The following is a 16072-nucleotide window of genomic DNA, read 5'->3' as shown; positions in this document are numbered from 1 at the left end:
TGACACTTATGCATCGCCTTAAGACTCGCCCTCAATTCCAAGCCGCCATGGCAGGCGGCACCATCGCCCGTACAGCGCACTTTGCGCTGCACAGGCTGGTGTTGTCTGCCGACGCCTCGGGCAGCGCCGCTGCCCCATTAGGGCCTGGTGACCCACCTGCAAAGGTTGGGGCACAGGCTCTTTTTGCGTTGGAGGCGGCCTGGCTGGGTGCCATGGTGCCCAAGCGCTGGGCGCGCCGCGCGGTCACCCGCAACGCCATCAAGCGGCAGATCTATGCCGTCGCCGCCTTGCATGAGGCGCAGCTGCCTGCCGCCGCCCATGTGGTGCGCTTGCGCAGCACGTTCGACCGCAAGCAGTTCATCAGCCCCAGCTCCGACGTGCTCAAGCAGGCGGTGCGGGCCGAGCTGATGCAGCTGTTTGCCCGGGCGCACAAGAACAGCCAGCCGGCCAAAGCCGAGCGCGGCGAAGGCGCCAAGGCGCTTAGCGTATGATGCAACGCTTGCTCATGGGTTTGGTGCGCGGCTACAGGCTGCTGCTGAGCCCTTGGCTAGGTTCTGCCTGCCGGTTCGAGCCCACGTGCTCTGCCTATTCATTGCAGGCGCTGGAACAGCACGGTGCTGCCATGGGCAGCTATTTGACGGTGCGCCGCTTGGTGCGCTGCCATCCCTGGTGCGAGGGCGGCCATGACCCGGTCCCCGCGCATCCGCGCTGGTTCAGTCGTCTGGTGACTCCCGCCGATTCATCCTCTTCCCCCTCTGAGAAGTCTTCATGAACGATATTCGCCGCACCATCTTGTGGGTGATATTTGGTTTCTCCCTGGTCCTGCTCTGGGACAAGTGGCAAATCCACAATGGTCGCAAACCCACATTCTTCCCCACACCTGAGGTGACGGCCCAGGCGCCTGCAGATGCAGTCAGCACCGACAACGGTCTGCCCGCTGCCAGCGCCGCCAGCCCTGCGGCTGCTGCGAACGCCAGCAACGTGCCCGGCACGGCTGCTGCAGATGCGGCAGCCCCTGCTGCTGCACGCGAGAAGCTGACCGTGGCCTCCGACCTGCTGCGCCTGACCTTTGACAGCGAAGGCGCATCCTTGGTGGGTGCCGAGCTGCTCAAGTACGCCGACCAGGACGACAAGACCAAGCCCGTGAAGCTGCTCGACGAGAGCGCCAACCGCGTCTACGTCGCACAGACCGGTCTGATCGGTGGCAACTTCCCGACCCACAAGACGGCGATGACCCTCAAGCCCGGTCCGCGCGAGCTGGCCGAAGGCCAGAACGAGCTGAACGTGGTGTTCGAGTCGCCGGATCTGGGCGGCGTCAAGCTGGTCAAGACCTGGACGCTCAAGCGCGGCGACTACGCCATTGGCCTGAAGCAGGAGGTGGTGAACACCGGCTCTGCCGCAGTCAACCCCCAGCTGTACCTGCAGCTGACGCGTGATGGCAACAAGCCCGCTGGCGAATCCTCGTTCTACTCGACCTTCACCGGCCCGGCCGTCTACACCGAAGCCAAGAAGTACCACAAGGTCGACTTCAAGGACATCGAAAACGGCAAGACCGACAGCGTGGACAAGGCGGCCGACAATGGCTATGTGGCCATGGTGCAGCACTATTTTGCCAGCGCCTGGCTGCTGCCTCAGGGCACGCAGCGCGACATCTATGTGCGCAAGGCCGGCACCAACCTGTACTCGGTCGGCGAAATCACCCACCTGGGCGAGATCGCTCCCGGCCAGAGCAAGGCCATCGATGCGCGCCTGTTCGTGGGCCCGCAGATCGAAAAGACGCTGGAAGCCATCGCCCCTGGCCTGGAGCTGGTCAAGGACTACGGCTGGGTGACGATTCTGGCCAAGCCGCTGTACTGGCTGCTCGACAAGCTGCACGGCTTCATCGGCAACTGGGGCTGGTCGATTGTGGCCCTGGTGATGCTGCTGAAGATCGCGTTCTACTGGCTCAATGCCAAGGCCTACGCATCGATGGCCAAGATGAAGGCGATCAACCCCCGCATCATGGAGATGCGCGAGCGCCTCAAGGACAAGCCCCAGCAGATGCAGCAGGAGATGATGCGCATCTACCGCGAAGAGAAGGTCAACCCCATGGGCGGTTGCTTCCCGATCGTGATCCAGATCCCCGTGTTCATCGCGCTGTACTGGGTGCTGCTGTCGTCGGTGGAAATCCGCAACGCGCCCTGGATCGGCTGGATCCATGACCTGTCGGTGCCCGATCCGTTCTTCATCCTGCCTGTGCTGATGACCCTGTCGTCGCTGCTGCAGACGGCGCTGAACCCCGCACCACCCGATCCGATGCAAGCCAAGATGATGTGGATCATGCCGCTGATGTTCAGCGTGATGTTCTTCTTCTTCCCGGCCGGTCTGGTGCTGTACTGGCTGACCAACAACTTGCTGTCGATTGCCCAGCAGTGGATCATCAATACCCGCATGGGTGTGCCACCGCAGTTCAACCTGCCGAAGTTCAAGTAGCCAGCATTTGTCAATGCAGGGATTGCCTAGGCGGGCATTCCCGGATACACCTCCCAAACGGTCGCATTAGCGACCGTTTTTTCGTTAGCATGAGTTGTTTGAAAATGTGTTCAACAAAATAGGGGTTCAGGTATGGCGAAAGTATCGGTTTTTCGACCTAGCGCGCTGGCGCTGGCAGTGTTGGTCTGTGCAGGCGCGGCCCAGGCGGCCACCTTGCGCTGGGCAGGTGCCAACGACATCCTGACCCTGGACCCCCACGCACAGAACCACCAGACCACCCATGCTTTCCTGCAGCAGGTCTATGAGCCGCTGGTGCGCTACGGCAAGGACTTCCAGCTGGAGCCCGCACTGGCGACCAAGTGGACCGAGGTGAGCCCCACCCAGTGGCGCTTTGAACTGCGCAAGGGCGTCAAATTCCACGACGGCGCAGCCTTCACCGCCGATGACGTGGTGTTCTCGCTGACCCGCATCATGACCCCGCCATCGAACATGATGAGCGCCACCCAGAGCATCAAGGAAGTCAAGAAGGTCGATGACTTCACCGTCGATCTGATCCTCAAGGGCCCCAACCCCATCCTGCTGCGTGAGCTGACCGAGGCGCGCATCATGAACAAGGCCTGGGCCGAGAAGCACAACGCCGTCAAGACCCAGGACTACGCCGGCAAGGAAGAAAGCTACTCCAGCCGCAACACCAATGGCACCGGCTCCTTTGTCGCCGTCAGCTGGCAGCCCGATGTCAAGCTGACCCTGAAGAAGAACGCCGCCTGGTGGGACAAGCCCACCGGCAACGTCGACGAGATCATCTTCACCCCCATCAAGTCGGCCGCCACCCGCACCGCGGCACTGATCTCCAACCAGGTCGACTTCATGGTCGACCCGCCGCCGCAAGACCAGGACCGCATCAAGAAGACCGCCGAGTTGAAGCTGCTCGAGGGCACCGAGAACCGCACCATCTACCTGGGTCTGGACATCTTCCGCGACGAGCTGCCAGGCGCTGGCACCCCGGGCAAGAACCCGATGAAGGATGTGCGCGTGCGCAAGGCCATGTACATGGCCATCGACACCGACGGCCTGCACAAGCGCACGATGCGCGGCATGTCGATCACCGCCGGCACGATGGTGGCACCGATGGTGCACGGCTGGAGCAAGGAGCTCGAAGAGCGTGCCGCCAAGTACGACGTCGAAGGCGCCAAGAAGCTGCTGGCCGAAGCGGGTTACCCCAATGGCTTCAACCTCAAGCTCGAATGCCCGAACGACCGCTATGTGAACGACGAGGCGATCTGCCAGGCCGTCACCGCGATGTGGACCCGCATCGGCATCAAGACCAGCCTGCAGGCGACGCCGATGGCGCAGTTCGTGACCCGCGTGATGAACTCCGACCCGAACGCCTACCTGTTCGGCTGGGGTGTGGCGACCTTTGATGCGCTCTACTCGCTCGACGCGCTGATCCACAGCAAGGGCGCAGCGGGCGGCGGCGTCTACAACGGCGGCCGCATTGCCGACAAGGAGCTGGACGCCAAGATCGACGCGATGAAGACCGAGACCGACACGGCCAAGCGCGATGCCTTGATCAACGACGCCTTGAAGATGACCAAGGACAACTTCTACACGATCCCCGTGCACCACCAGATCTTCCCCTGGGCGATGCGCAAGGGCATCGAGACCGTCTACCGCGCCGATGCGCGCCCCATCCCCGCCTGGACCACGGTCAAGTAAGCGCTTCGCTGCACACTCCAACCACCCCAAAGCCTGCGCCAGCAGGCTTTTTTCATGGGGCGGGGCGAAGTGCGGTGAATGAGGCCAATAGCCTGGCGGGCATGCCGCCGGCCCGGTCGCCCGATAATGTGGGGCTTGCTCCACTCGCGCCAAAGACCTGCCCATGCTTGCCCGCCACCACGATCCGATTGTTGCCATTGCCACTGCCCCCGGGCGCGGAGCGGTGGGCATTGTGCGCGTATCGGGCAAGGCGATTGCGCCGCTGGTCGAGCGCCTCTGCGGCAAGGCTTTGAAGCCGCGCGAAGCCACCTACCTGCCCTTTAAAGCAGCAGACGGCCAGGCCATTGACCAGGGGCTGGCGCTGTACTTTCCCGCGCCGCACAGCTACACCGGCGAAGATGTGCTGGAGCTGCAGGCCCACGGCGGCCCGGTGGTGCTGCAGCTGCTGCTGGCGCGCTGCCTGGAAGCCGCGCAAGCGGAGGCTGATAGTGGCCGGCCGCTGCTGCCTGGCCTGCGCCTGGCTGAGCCGGGGGAGTTCACCGAGCGCGCTTTTCTCAACGACAAGATCGACCTGGCCCAGGCTGAGGCGATTGCCGATTTGATCGACGCCAGCACCGAGGCGGCCGCGCGCAGCGCCAGCCGCTCGCTGACCGGCGCCTTCTCGCAAGAGGTGCACCGCCTGCGCGATGCGCTGGTGCACCTGCGCATGCTGGTCGAGGCCACCCTGGACTTCCCCGAGGAGGAAATCGACTTTCTGCAAAAGGCCGATGCCTATGGTCAGCTGGACCAGCTGCGCGCCACCGTGCAGGCCGTCATGCAGCGCACCCGCCAGGGCGCCTTGCTGCGCGAGGGCATCAAGGTGGTGATTGCCGGCCAGCCCAATGCCGGCAAAAGCTCCTTGCTCAATGCGCTCGCTGGCGCCGAGCTGGCCATCGTCACCCCCATTGCCGGCACTACGCGCGACAAGGTCACGCAAACCATCCAGATCGAAGGCGTGCCCCTGCATGTGATCGACACCGCCGGCCTGCGCGAGAGCAGTGACGAGGTCGAGCGCATCGGCATTGCCCGCGCCTGGGAAGAAATTGCCGCCGCCGACGCCGTACTCTTCTTGCACGACCTGACCCGCATGGCCCAGGCCGACTATGCTCAGGCCGACCGCGAGATTGCCGCCTCCTTGCAGCAGCAGCTGCCTGCCAATGTGCCCGTGCTGCAGGTCTGGAACAAGGCCGATGCGCTGACCCCCGACGAGGCGCGCCGCCAAAGTGCCGAGGCGGCCGCCCAGTTCAGCACCCCCGCTGCTGCTGCCGCTGCGGGCGACCAGGCCCCGCTGGTGCTATCGGCCAAAACCGGCGTGGGCCTCGACACCCTGCGCCAGCAGCTGCTGGCAATGGCCGGCTGGCAGCCTGCCGCCGAAGGCACCTACATCGCCCGCGCCCGCCATGTGCAGGCGCTGCAGCAGGTCGAAGAGCACCTGGATATCGCCCATGCCCAGCTGCATGTGGACAGCCCCGCCCTCGACCTGCTGGCCGAAGAGCTGCGCCTGGCGCAGCAATCACTCAATGCGATCACCGGCGAATTCACATCGGATGATTTGCTGGGGGTGATTTTTTCGAGCTTTTGTATTGGGAAGTGACCGCGAAGCAAGGTCCAAAGAGATTTAAAAGAGCAGAGAGCAATCTAAAAGGAGCGTATCAATGGCGAGGATGTGGATGGTGCGGGGAGAGGGCGGTAGCTTGTACGATGCTTTTCGCGAAAGAGGTGTGGTGGCGATTGGTTGGAGCCAGCTAGCACCGCATGCGCAGCCGGGTGTGAGCCGCAAGCAATTGATCTCGTTGCTTCAATCCATTGAGCCGCAGGCAAAGAAGGGGAGTCTGATATCCGGAGCTTCACAGGTATGGCGCTTTGTGAATGAAATCCAAATCGGTGACTGGATCATTAGCTATACACCTGCTAATCGCTTGTACTCCATTGGAAAAGTGATGGGTTCTGCTGAACATCATCCTGAATGGGCTGACCAAGGCATGGCGTTGGCGCGCAGAGTGCAATGGGAGGCGCGGGAATTGCCGCGCGACAGCTTAAGCGGTAGCACCAAAAATAGTCTGGGTTCGATTTCCACCCTATTTGAGATTGCTGCCCTTGCTGTGGAAGAAGTTCTGGCCGTCTTGAAGGGAAAGCCTGTGCCGGATGTGGAAGATGATTCGGAAGACATTGTCGCTGACCCACTGGCTGACGTTGAGTCTCAAGCGCTGGAACGCATCAAAGATCGGGTCAACGAACTTGACTGGGACGAGATGCAGCAACTAGTCGCCGGTATCCTGCGTGCCATGGGCTACAAAACGCAGGTGTCCCCACCAGGTTCAGATCGGGGTAAGGACATTGTTGCCTCGCCAGATGGTTTTGGCTTCGAGCATCCTCGTATTGTTGTAGAGGTCAAGCATCGCAAAGGGCAGATGGGAAGCCAGGAAGTTCGCAGTTTCCTTGGAGGGCGTCATAAAGACGATCGTGGTCTTTACGTAAGTACGGGTGGGTTCACAAAGGATGCGCAGTATGAGGCAGACCGCGCTTCTATTCCATTGGCAATGTGGACACTGGAGCATGTGGTGCGCGCACTGGTCGAGCACTACGATGCGACCGATGCCGAAACCAAACGGATTGTTCCGCTGAAGCGGCTGTACTGGCCAGCCTAAGACACAGAGGTCGCACGCAGCACAAGTTGCGTTTGTAGAAGGCTCGTGACTGCCTTGCTCTTTTGAAATCCGTGCACCGATTGGTTAAATGCGGCATGGAGAGTCACATAGAGAAATTAGAAGTTTGCAGAGGGAAATTGATTAAATTCTTTATTAATCAATTGGTTATTGAATTGCATTGGTGCGCTATTTGCAGAGAGCTAACGTGAAGCTGCAGGTGAATGGAAAATTCGCCAGACACTTCTCAAATAGAGCGGCTCTGGAGAAGAGCGGCAGCGTCCCCCCGAGGCAGCACCAGCACCGCCTCCAACCCGCCCCCATCCGCCTCGCGCAGCAACAGCTCGCCCCCATGGGCCTGCGCCACCGTCTGCGCAATCGATAGACCCAGCCCCACGCCGCCGGATGCGGCATTGCGGGAGGGCTCCATGCGGTAGTAGGGCTCCAGCACCCGTTCGCGCTGTGCGGCGGGGATGCCCGGGCCATGGTCGCGCACGTGGATGCGCAGCTGCTGGCCATCGTCGTCGATGTGCAACTGCGCATCGCCGGCATAGCGCAGTGCGTTTTCCACCAGGTTGTGCAGGCCCCGGCGCAGGCTTTGGGCGTAGCCGGTGTAGGGCTGCAGCGCCCGGCCGCTGACGGGGACCGGCAGGCCGCTGGCCTCGTGCATGTCCTGGGCCACGCCATGGACCAAAGCATGGATGTCCATGGTTTGGCGCGGGCCGCTGGCATGGGCGCCGGTGAGCATGTCCAAGGTGGAGGCAACCATGTGCTCCATCTCTTCGAGGTCCTTGCGGAACTTGGCGCGCAGGGCGTCGGGCTCGAGCATTTCTGCACGCAGGCGCAGCCGGGTGATGGGCGAGCGCAGGTCATGCGATACAGCGGCCAAAAAGCGTGTGCGCTCGGCCAGGCCTTCGTTGATTTGTTGCTGCATCGCGTTGAAGGCTTGGGCCGCCTGCTGCACTTCGCGCGGGCCCCGCGCATCCATCGGCGGGCTGTGCAGGTTGCGGCCCAGCGCCTCGGCGGCGGCAGCCAGGCGCTGCAAGGGGCGCATCGCCAGGCGCACCGCAATGAGGGCGACGGCCACAATCACCAGGCTGCGCAGCAGGTAGACGCGCAGCACATAGTCGGCCAGCGCCTGCAGCGGCTGCACCGGTTGGCCGATTTCGCCTTCCTGCGCATCGATTTGCAGCCACTGGCCATCCTGCATTTGCAGCAGCAGGCGCAGATGGGCTTCGGGCTGGTCGGCCAGCAGCACCGGGTGGCGGCGGCCGTCTGCGTGGCGCTCGCCCAGCAGCGCGAGCTGCTGCAACTGCAAGGGCACGGGCTGGCCCAGGCGCTCGCTGATTACCTGGGCCAGCACAGCCTGGGCTTCGGGGTAGGGCGATGGCAGGGCGGTGGCGCTTGCGCCGTCGACCAGCTGCAGCTGGTAGCGGCTGCCTTGCCACTGTGCAACCAGTGCGGCACGCTGCTCGGGCGGGCTGGCCTGAAGCAAGGCCAGCGTATCGGCAGCGCGTGCCGCCACCAGGCGCAAGGGCACCTCCAGCAGTTGGCTGCGGCGCATCTCCCACCAGATGGTGCCGGTCATCGCCTGGGCGGCCAGCATGCCGATGACCAGGATGGCGGCGATGCGGCCGGACAGGGTCTGCGGCCACAGCCGCGCCAGCCACGACAACCAGCTGGGAAGCCAGCGGCCGGTGCGATGCGTGGCGGGACTGTCGGGAGCGGTGCTCACGCCAGCGTCTCGACCTCGCAGGCAAGCACATAGCCGGCATTGCGCACGGTGCGCAGCAGCTGGGCCTGGCGCGGCTGGGGCTCCAGGTGCTGGCGCAGGCGGCTGATGCAGACATCGACGGCGCGGTCCAGCGCCTGGCGCTCGCGGCCAAAGGTGTACTCGGCCAGGTAGTCGCGGCTCAGGGTGCGCTGCGGGTTCTGCGCCAGCGCGCAGAGCACGCGGTAGTCCGACTGGGCCAGGCTGATCAGCAGGCCATCGGGGTCATGCAGGCTGCGGCTTTGCATGTTCAAGGTCCAGCCGGCAAAGCGCAGGGTGGCCAGGTGCTCGGGCTCGTGCATCGATGCGGGCACCTGGCGCGTGCGCCGCAGCACGCCAGTGATGCGGGCCAGCAGCTCGCGCGGGTCAAAGGGCTTGGGCAGGTAGTCGTCGGCGCCCATCTCCAGCCCCAGGATGCGGTCCATCAGCGCGCCGCGCGCTGTCAGCATCACCACCGCGATAGGGGTGCGCTCGCGCAGGCTGCGGCACAGCGACAGGCCATCGACGCCGGGCAGCATCAGGTCCAGCACCACCAGGTCAGCGCTGTGGCGGGCCAGCCAGTCCCACATGCCCTGGCCATCGGCCACGGCAGCTGCCTGCATGCCCTGGGCGCGCAGGTAGTCGCAGAGCAGCTCGCGGATCTCGGGGTCGTCATCGACCACCAGGATGCGGGCCTTGCTGGGCAGGCTGGCGGGGGGCGGGGGCGTCACGGTTTTCTCTGGATAAGTAATGGATTGTGTTGGAGGGCGGGGCGACAACATGGCATTGCAAATCAGGCGGGCGGTGGCAGCTGGGCAGCTGCCGCGCTGATTAGAGTGGCGGCTCACTGATCAATAAGAACGATTTTCATTCTAGTTTGTTGTGACCATGACCGCATTGAAGCTCTCCCCGGCACTGCCAGGTGCAGGTGCATCCGCTGCCCGGATTCCGCCCCGTTTTTGTACTGCTGCGCAAGCGGGCATGCGCCTGCGCGCGCTGGGATTGGCGCTGGGCTTGGGCCTGGCCACCAGCCTGGCGCTGGCTGCCCCAGCGCAGCCAGCAGCAGAGGCCGCAGCCGTGCAGGGCACGACGGTGGTGGATATCGTTGGCCGCACCGTGCAGATCCCCGCCAAGGTGGACCATATTCTGCTGGGCGAGGGCCGCTTTCTGTATGCGCTGGCGCTGATGGAGGGCGCTGAGCCCTTGAAGCGCATTGTGGGCTGGCAAGGCGAGCTGGCCTTTGCCGACCCCAATGGCTGGGCGGCCTACCAGCAGCGTTTTCCGCAGATCACGCAGATTCCGCTGATCGGGCGCACGTCGGAGGACAGCGTCAGCTATGAAAAATCGGTCTCGACCCAGCCCGATATCGCCATTTTTGGCCTGGGTGGCCATGGCCCGGGCCGCCAAAGCAGCCTGGTGCAGGCGCTGGAGAAAGCCGGCGTGCCGGTGGTGTTCATCGACTTCCGCGCCCAGCCGGTGCGCAATACCGCCAAGAGCATCCGCATTCTGGGCCGGGCGGTGCAGCGCGAGGCGCAGGCCAATGCCTATGCCGATTTCTACGAGACGCATTTGCAGCGCGTGCAATCCCGCGTCAAGGACATCCCGGCGCAGCAGCGCCCGCTGGTATTTGCCGAGCTGCTGGCCGGTGTCTGGGATGGCTGCTGCCACACGGCCGGCAAGGGCAATGTGGGCGAGTTCATTGACGCCGCTGGCGGCATCAACATCGCGGCAGGCAAGATCCCCGGCGCGATTGGCGATCTGAACCAGGAGGCGCTGATCGCGCAGGACCCGGCCGTCTACATCGCCACTGGCAGCCGGCCCCAGGGCAGCCGCCCCATGGTGCGGGCGGGTGAAGGGGTGAGTGCCGCGCAACTGGGCAGCAGCCTGCGCGAGCTGACCCAGCGCCCCGGCTTTGAGATGCTGAGCGCCGTGCGCGCGGGCCGCGCCCATGGCCTGTGGCACAACTTCTACGATGCGCCCACCAATATCCTGGCGATCGAGGCCATGGCCAAGTGGTTCTACCCCGAGCGCTTTGCCGATGTGGACCCGCAGGCGACGATGGCCGAGATCAACCAGCGCTTCTTGCCGGCGCTGCCGATGCAAGGCGCGTACTGGGGGGATATCGCCCCCTTGAAGGCCAAGCCATGAGCGTGGCTGTGCCGCCGCTGGCCACAGGCGCGGCAGGGCTGGCAGGCGCTGCCAGCCCTGGCGTCGATGCGGCACAGGCCCAGCAGCGCGCTCAGGCCTACCGCCGCTTGACGGGCTGGCGCCTTTTGGTGCTGGCGCTGCTGGCCGGCGCGATTGTCGCGGCCCTGCTGTTTGACTTCACCACCGGCCCCTCGGGCCTGGCGCTGCCGCAGCTGCTGCGGACCCTGTACACGCCCGATGCCGCGCCGCCAGCGCTGCGCGTGATTGTCTGGGACATTCGCCTGCCCTATGCCTTGATGGCAGTCGCCGTCGGTTTGGCGCTGGGCCTGGCGGGTGCCGAGATGCAGACCGTGCTGGCCAACCCGCTGGCCAGCCCTTTCACCTTGGGGCTGTCGTCTGCCGCTGCCTTTGGCGCAGCGCTGGCGATTGTGCTGGACTGGAGCCTACCGGGCGTGCCCGCATCCTGGGCGGTGCCGGCCAATGCCTTTGTGTTTGCAATGGCCTCGGCCTTGCTGCTCGATCTGGTGGCCCGCTGGGGCGGCATGAGCGCCACCGGCGTGGTGCTGTTTGGCATTGCACTGGTGTTCAGCTTCAATGCGCTGGTGTCCTTGCTGCAGTTTGTGGCCACGGCCGAGGCCTTGCAGGGCCTGGTGTTCTGGACCATGGGCAGCCTCTCGCGCGCGACTTGGCCCAAGCTGGGCGCGCTGGCCTTGGCCCTGGTGGTCGTGCTGCCGCTGTCGATGCGCAATGCCTGGCGGCTGACCGCGCTGCGTCTGGGGGAAGACCGCGCGGCCAGTTTTGGCGTGGATGTGCGGCGCCTGCGCCTGGGCGCGCTGCTGCGCATCAGCCTGCTGGCGGCCCTGTCGGTGGCCTTTGTCGGCAGCATCGGCTTTATTGGCCTGGTCGCGCCCCATATTGCGCGCCGGCTCGTGGGCGATGACCACCGCTTTTACCTGCCGGCCTCGGCCTTGACCGGCGCGCTGGTGCTGTCGCTGGCCTCCGTCGCTTCCAAGGCGCTGGTGCCGGGCGTCATCGTGCCGGTGGGCATCGTCACCTCGCTGGTGGGCATTCCGTTCTTTTTGGCCATTGTGCTGCGCACCCGGGGGCGGGCATGAGCGCGGGCGGTTTGCAGATCAGCGGACTGCAGGTGGCCTATGGCCGGCGCGTGGTCATCCCGGGGCTGTCGCTGGCCGATCTGCAGCCCGGCCAGGTCACCGTGGTGCTGGGGCCCAATGGCAGCGGCAAGTCGACCTTGTTGCGGGCGCTGGCGGGCCTGACCCGTGCCAGCGGCCAGGTGCGCCTGCAAGGGCAGTCGCTGGACCAGGCCAGCCTGGCCGAGCGTGCCCGGCGCGTGGTCTACCAGCCCCAGGCCTTGCCGGCGGCCGTGCATTTGCGCGTGATCGAATCGCTGATGGCCGCGCGCAAGGCCTCGCCCCACAGCCTGCAGGCGGGTGCGGAGCCGGCCCAGGATGCGGTGCTGCAGTGCGCGGCGCTGCTGCAACTGCTGGGCATTGACCACCTGGCCATGCGCCACCTCGATGAGCTCTCGGGCGGGCAGGCGCAACTGGCCGGTCTGGCGCAGGCGCTGATCCGCCAGCCCCAGGTGCTGATGCTCGATGAGCCGCTGTCGGCGCTGGATTTGAACCACCAGTTCCATGTGATGGAACTGGTGGGCGAGCAGACCCGCCGCTGCGGCATGGTCACGCTGGTGGTCCTGCATGACCTGGGCCTGGCGCTGCGCCATGCCGACCGCGTGCTGGTGCTGAAAAACGGCGAGCTGCAGGCCGATGGCCTGCCCTGCGACGCGATCAACCCCGAGCTGCTGGCCCGTGTCTATGGCGTGCGGGCCCGTGTCGAGCCCTGCTCGCGCGGCATTCCGCAGGTGATGGTGGATGGCCTGCTGCGCTGAGCGGCCAGAGGGATCCACCGCCTGCTTCCTCTTTCTCAACCACCCAAGCGATCCACCATGACGTTTTCCTTGCACCATCTTGCCCTTTGCGCCGCCACCCTGGGCGCCAGCAGCGCCGCCTTCGCACAGCCCGCCGCGCCCGCCACGGCGCAGGCCCCGGTCTGTGAGGCCCATGTACAAGGCCAGCCCGGAAAAAAGTTTGACCTGACCGAGCTGCGCGTGAGCAAGCGCTGCGCGCAGTTCACCGTGCACCTGCTGCACACCGGCAAAAAGCCCTGGCAGGAAGCGGGCCACAACTGGGTGCTGACGCGCAGCCAGGACACCGAGGCGGTGATCCGCGAAGGCCAGCGTTCGGGCCCCGAGCGCGCCTGGCTCAGCCGGGGCGATGCCCGGGTGCTGGCTGCCACCCAGATGCTGTCGGGCGGCGAGCATGCCTCGGTGAGCTTCCCGGTCGAGCGCCTGCGCCAGGGCGAGGACTACACCTATTTCTGCTCCTTCCCCACCCATGCCGAGCCGATGCGCGGCAAGCTGGTCGTCATCGACTAAGAGCCGTTAACACAACCCTTGATACGTCGTTGCCTCGCCGGCCGCGCCCTGCCTTGTCGTACTACAGTACTGCCTGCGGCAGGACGCCTAGTCGGGGGCGCCTAGTCTCAACCGCAAACCTTCGGTTTGCTGGATCGTGTTACCGGCTCTAAACCGCTGAACCAGCGGCCCAGCCTCAGCTGGGCATGCGGTAGGCCAGCACCTTGAGCGCCCGGTCGGGCGAGACATCGGCAAAGATGGCCGGGTTGGCCACCTGCTCGATGAACTCCAGCTCCGGCGCCAGCGCGGCCATCTGGTCTTGCAAGAAGGCCAGCGGCAGCTCGGGGGCGTTGAGGCAGAGCAGCGCAAAGCCGCCGGGAGCCAGCAGATCGGGCAGGCGCTTGATCAGGCGCGCGTAATCCTTGGTGGCGACAAAGCTGCCCTTTTGGTAGCTGGGCGGATCCATGATCACCAGCTGGTAAGGCCCGGTGCGGGTGATCTTGCCCCAGCTGCTGAAAATGTCATGGCCCCAGAACTGGCCGCCTGCGAGCTGGTTGAGGCGGTGGTTCTGCTGGCCGCTGGCCAAGGCCGCCTTGCTCATGTCGATATTGACCACCTGGCCGGCGCCTGCCTGCAGCGCCGCCACCGAAAAGGCGCAGGTATAGGCAAACAGGTTGAGCACGGTGCAGCGCTCAGGGTCGGGCTGGCGCGCGATGAACTGGCGCACCCAGCGCCGGCCTTCGGCCATGTCCAGAAACAGGCCATGGTTTTGCCCGCGCAGCACATGCACCAGGTAGCGGGCATCGTCTTCCTGCACCGTATGGGGCTCGGGCAGGCTGCCCTGAACCAGGCGGGTCTCGGCCGCGCCCAGCGCCCGGCATTGGTAGACCCAGGTCAGCGGCTCGCCCGGGTAGAGCTGCTGCCAGCGCTGCTGCAGCGCACCGCCCACGCTTTGCAGCGCCTCGTCGGCCAGCGGCGCAAAGCTGGTCAGCACCACCGCCGGTGGGTACAGGTCCAGCGACAGGTGTTCGCAACCGGGAAACAGGCCGCCCCGGCCGTGGAAGAGGCGTTGCGCCTGCTGGCTCGCGGGCATGGTGGCGATGGCCTCTAGTAATGCATGCATGGAATCTGAAAAACGTCTAGGAGAGAAGGTGGGAGGCGGCGTGCTTGGTCAGGAATTGTGGGCTGGGCGATACTTCTTACAAATTTTTGCCCCGCCGCCCAGCCATTGTGCAGCCACTCGGTTAGATTTCTTGGATTAGGAATTTCGATAGATCACTGGTGGATCCACCGCCAGGATTGCGGAGGAGGATTTCATGTTCAGTAGCGCCAATGACATCAAGCCCCTGGTAACAGCCATTAACAACTGCCAGGACGAGGAAAGCATGATCAACCCGCTGACGGCTGCGCAGTGGGAGATCCTGGCCCCGTACCTGACGCAGACCCAGCTGGCGGCATCGCAGGTGCTGTTTCAGCAAGGCACGCAGGAGCGCACCCTGTTTTTCATCGAAAGCGGCAGCCTCAGCGTGCATTTCGAGGACGAAAAGCAGCGCATTCGCCTGGCGATCGTCGGCGCGGGCTCCATTGTCGGCGAAGGCGCGTTCTTCTCGCACCAGCCGCGCAATGCCACCGTGCAGGCGGTGGCCGGCTGCCGCCTCTGGGGGCTGTCGAGCATCCGCTTTACCGAGCTGTGCAACCGCCAGCCCACGGTGGCCGTCGCGCTGGCGATGGCGGCCGGATCGGTGCTGGCCAAGCGCCTGGGCAACCGCAAACGCCGCGTCGCCGCAACATAAAAGCTTGGCATTGGTCAAATCGCGCGCGCTTTTCTGACCAGGGTATGCAATACTCCTTCCTACAATTACAAACGCCTGTTGCGTGATGAAACGGGTGACCATAAGAGAGTCGCGGATACAGACCCAGCCAACCCCAGGTTTGCGGGCCTGCAAGGCGGGATGCGGCCAGCCAGGCCATATCCCCCAAGGCCTGTGTCTGCGGCTCAAATTCTGATCAGGGTAGGGAGTGGCATGTCTATATTTGCCAAATGGTTCAGTCGACCAGAAAAAAAATCGGCTTTTGCGCCCCTGGGGCCGCAAACCATGTTTGCCGAACCGCTGGGTGTGAGCCAGCACGATATGCTGGCCGCCCAGAGCCCCTTGGTGGCCGCCAAGCCCATGGCTGCGGCACCGCAGCACGACAGCGCAGCGCCCCGCCCCGGAGAGCGCTCGGCCCGCCGGGAGATGGTGTATTCGGCCGTGCGCGAGTCGATGGTGCGCTCGGGCATTCTGTCGGCAGGTTACAAATTCAAGGTGCTGGCGCTGGACAAGCGTGCCACGCAGTTCATCGTGATGGTGGACCTGGCCCAGCAGCACTGCGCCTCGCCCGACAAGCTCACCCAGATCGAGGCCTTGATCGCCTACTCGGCCAAGACCCGTTTCGAGATCGTGATCACCTCGGTCTACTGGCGCCTCAATGCCCAGCTGGGTGCCACCAGCCCCAAGGCCCCCAGTGTGGTTACCGCGCCCCAGCCGGCCGTGGTGCCGGTGCCGCTGGGCATGGACCCGGTCGATGAGGCGGAGATTGCCGCCTTCAAGAAAGCCTTGCTCGAAGCGGCGCTGAACCCGGTGCCTGCGCTCGACGGTGCTTCGGCTGCAAACCGCGCTGCCACCAGTGCGGCGCCCCGGCCCGCGCCCATCGTGCCGCCTGCGCGAAGCGCCGCGCACAATGCCCAGATCGCCCGGGAGGCCGCGCAGCGCGGCGGTGCGCCCGCGCCCACGGCCGACACCAGCTTTGGCGGCCTGAGCAATACCCAGTACGGCGATCTGCACTGAGAACAAATTCAAAGCCTCTGGCGCGGCGCGAAGAGACTTT

Annotated in this window: 15 protein-coding genes; 12 read left to right on the top strand and 3 right to left on the bottom strand. The window is 64.9% G+C overall.

Features of this window, described 5'->3' with window-relative positions:
• Positions 1–8 precede the first annotated feature (8 nt).
• From WH367_RS09280 to WH367_RS09255, 6 genes are all read left to right on the top strand, one after another.
• Positions 9–491 carry a ribonuclease P protein component gene (locus tag WH367_RS09280; protein WP_339535677.1) on the top strand — a complete coding sequence of 161 codons (483 nt, stop codon included), beginning with the start codon at positions 9–11 and terminating at the stop codon, positions 489–491.
• A complete protein-coding gene (gene yidD / locus WH367_RS09275; protein WP_084635722.1) occupies positions 488–772 on the top strand; it encodes a membrane protein insertion efficiency factor YidD in 285 nt (94 codons plus the stop codon). Before WH367_RS09280 ends, yidD begins: the two co-directional genes overlap by 4 nt.
• Positions 769–2472, top strand: coding sequence for a membrane protein insertase YidC (gene yidC / locus WH367_RS09270; protein WP_312987925.1), 1704 nt, complete (start codon positions 769–771; stop codon positions 2470–2472). Before yidD ends, yidC begins: the two co-directional genes overlap by 4 nt.
• Positions 2473–2604: 132 nt before the next feature.
• A complete protein-coding gene (locus WH367_RS09265; protein ID WP_339535675.1) occupies positions 2605–4188 on the top strand; it encodes an ABC transporter substrate-binding protein in 1584 nt (527 codons plus the stop codon).
• A gap of 163 nt (positions 4189–4351) precedes the next feature.
• Complete coding sequence (mnmE, locus tag WH367_RS09260) at positions 4352–5821, top strand: tRNA uridine-5-carboxymethylaminomethyl(34) synthesis GTPase MnmE (protein WP_339535673.1); 1470 nt, start codon at positions 4352–4354, stop codon at positions 5819–5821.
• Positions 5822–5882: 61 nt separating this feature from the next.
• The gene (locus WH367_RS09255) at positions 5883–6875 is read left to right on the top strand and encodes a restriction endonuclease (protein ID WP_339535671.1); all 993 of its coding nucleotides are present in this window, start codon (positions 5883–5885) and stop codon (positions 6873–6875) included.
• Between the two features lie 244 nt (positions 6876–7119).
• On the opposite strand, the gene WH367_RS09250 is transcribed toward WH367_RS09255, so the two are convergent.
• Together WH367_RS09250 and WH367_RS09245 are read right to left on the bottom strand one after the other, a co-directional pair.
• Entirely contained in the window at positions 7120–8607 is a 1488-nt protein-coding gene (locus tag WH367_RS09250; protein ID WP_339535669.1) for an ATP-binding protein, read from the bottom strand.
• Positions 8604–9353, bottom strand: a complete 750-nt coding sequence (locus tag WH367_RS09245) for a response regulator (RefSeq protein WP_339535666.1) — start codon at positions 9351–9353, stop codon at positions 8604–8606. Before WH367_RS09245 ends, WH367_RS09250 begins: the two co-directional genes overlap by 4 nt.
• A gap of 250 nt (positions 9354–9603) precedes the next feature.
• Here WH367_RS09245 and WH367_RS09240 point away from each other — a divergent pair, with 250 nt between their 5' ends.
• The 4 genes from WH367_RS09240 to azu are packed head-to-tail and all read left to right on the top strand — an operon-like array spanning position 9604 to position 13225.
• Positions 9604–10770, top strand: a complete 1167-nt coding sequence (locus WH367_RS09240) for an ABC transporter substrate-binding protein (protein ID WP_445228096.1) — start codon at positions 9604–9606, stop codon at positions 10768–10770.
• Complete coding sequence (locus WH367_RS09235) at positions 10767–11885, top strand: FecCD family ABC transporter permease (protein ID WP_339535661.1); 1119 nt, start codon at positions 10767–10769, stop codon at positions 11883–11885. The genes WH367_RS09240 and WH367_RS09235 overlap by 4 nt, the downstream gene beginning before the upstream one ends.
• A complete protein-coding gene (locus WH367_RS09230) occupies positions 11882–12679 on the top strand; it encodes an ABC transporter ATP-binding protein (RefSeq protein WP_339535659.1) in 798 nt (265 codons plus the stop codon). Before WH367_RS09235 ends, WH367_RS09230 begins: the two co-directional genes overlap by 4 nt.
• A 57-nt stretch (positions 12680–12736) precedes the next feature.
• Positions 12737–13225 (top strand): azurin, encoded by a 489-nt coding sequence (gene azu, locus WH367_RS09225; protein WP_339535657.1) that lies wholly within the window; start codon positions 12737–12739, stop codon positions 13223–13225.
• 175 nt (positions 13226–13400) lie between these two features.
• Here the strand turns inward: azu and WH367_RS09220 are convergent, their stop codons facing one another.
• Positions 13401–14327: a class I SAM-dependent methyltransferase gene (locus WH367_RS09220; protein ID WP_339535655.1), complete on the bottom strand. Its 927-nt coding sequence runs from the start codon at positions 14325–14327 to the stop codon at positions 13401–13403.
• Between the two features lie 193 nt (positions 14328–14520).
• On the opposite strand from WH367_RS09220, the gene WH367_RS09215 reads away from it, so the two are divergent.
• Entirely contained in the window at positions 14521–14997 is a 477-nt protein-coding gene (locus tag WH367_RS09215; protein ID WP_339517105.1) for a Crp/Fnr family transcriptional regulator, read from the top strand.
• 303 nt (positions 14998–15300) lie between these two features.
• Positions 15301–16032 (top strand): hypothetical protein, encoded by a 732-nt coding sequence (locus WH367_RS09210; protein ID WP_339535654.1) that lies wholly within the window; start codon positions 15301–15303, stop codon positions 16030–16032.
• Positions 16033–16072: the final 40 nt, after the last annotated feature.

The organism is Comamonas sp. MYb21 (genome assembly GCF_037479395.1).
Classification (GTDB): Bacteria; Pseudomonadota; Gammaproteobacteria; order Burkholderiales; family Burkholderiaceae_C; genus Comamonas.
The sequence above is the reverse complement of the archived record's forward strand: the minus strand, read 5'-3'. Positions and strand labels throughout refer to the sequence as shown.

What these genes read in the sequence shown, in the direction of transcription:
- WH367_RS09280 (WP_339535677.1), top strand. Translation starts at nt 9, where the DNA reads ATGCATCGCCTTAAGACTCGCCCTCAATTCCAAGCCGCCATGGCAGGC.
- yidD (WP_084635722.1), top strand. Translation starts at nt 488, where the DNA reads ATGATGCAACGCTTGCTCATGGGTTTGGTGCGCGGCTACAGGCTGCTG.
- yidC (WP_312987925.1), top strand. Translation starts at nt 769, where the DNA reads ATGAACGATATTCGCCGCACCATCTTGTGGGTGATATTTGGTTTCTCC.
- WH367_RS09265 (WP_339535675.1), top strand. Translation starts at nt 2,605, where the DNA reads ATGGCGAAAGTATCGGTTTTTCGACCTAGCGCGCTGGCGCTGGCAGTG.
- mnmE (WP_339535673.1), top strand. Translation starts at nt 4,352, where the DNA reads ATGCTTGCCCGCCACCACGATCCGATTGTTGCCATTGCCACTGCCCCC.
- WH367_RS09255 (WP_339535671.1), top strand. Translation starts at nt 5,883, where the DNA reads ATGGCGAGGATGTGGATGGTGCGGGGAGAGGGCGGTAGCTTGTACGAT.
- WH367_RS09240 (WP_445228096.1), top strand. Translation starts at nt 9,604, where the DNA reads ATGCGCCTGCGCGCGCTGGGATTGGCGCTGGGCTTGGGCCTGGCCACC.
- WH367_RS09235 (WP_339535661.1), top strand. Translation starts at nt 10,767, where the DNA reads ATGAGCGTGGCTGTGCCGCCGCTGGCCACAGGCGCGGCAGGGCTGGCA.
- WH367_RS09230 (WP_339535659.1), top strand. Translation starts at nt 11,882, where the DNA reads ATGAGCGCGGGCGGTTTGCAGATCAGCGGACTGCAGGTGGCCTATGGC.
- azu (WP_339535657.1), top strand. Translation starts at nt 12,737, where the DNA reads ATGACGTTTTCCTTGCACCATCTTGCCCTTTGCGCCGCCACCCTGGGC.
- WH367_RS09220 (WP_339535655.1), bottom strand. Translation starts at nt 14,327, where the DNA reads ATGCATGCATTACTAGAGGCCATCGCCACCATGCCCGCGAGCCAGCAG.
- WH367_RS09215 (WP_339517105.1), top strand. Translation starts at nt 14,521, where the DNA reads ATGTTCAGTAGCGCCAATGACATCAAGCCCCTGGTAACAGCCATTAAC.
- WH367_RS09210 (WP_339535654.1), top strand. Translation starts at nt 15,301, where the DNA reads ATGTTTGCCGAACCGCTGGGTGTGAGCCAGCACGATATGCTGGCCGCC.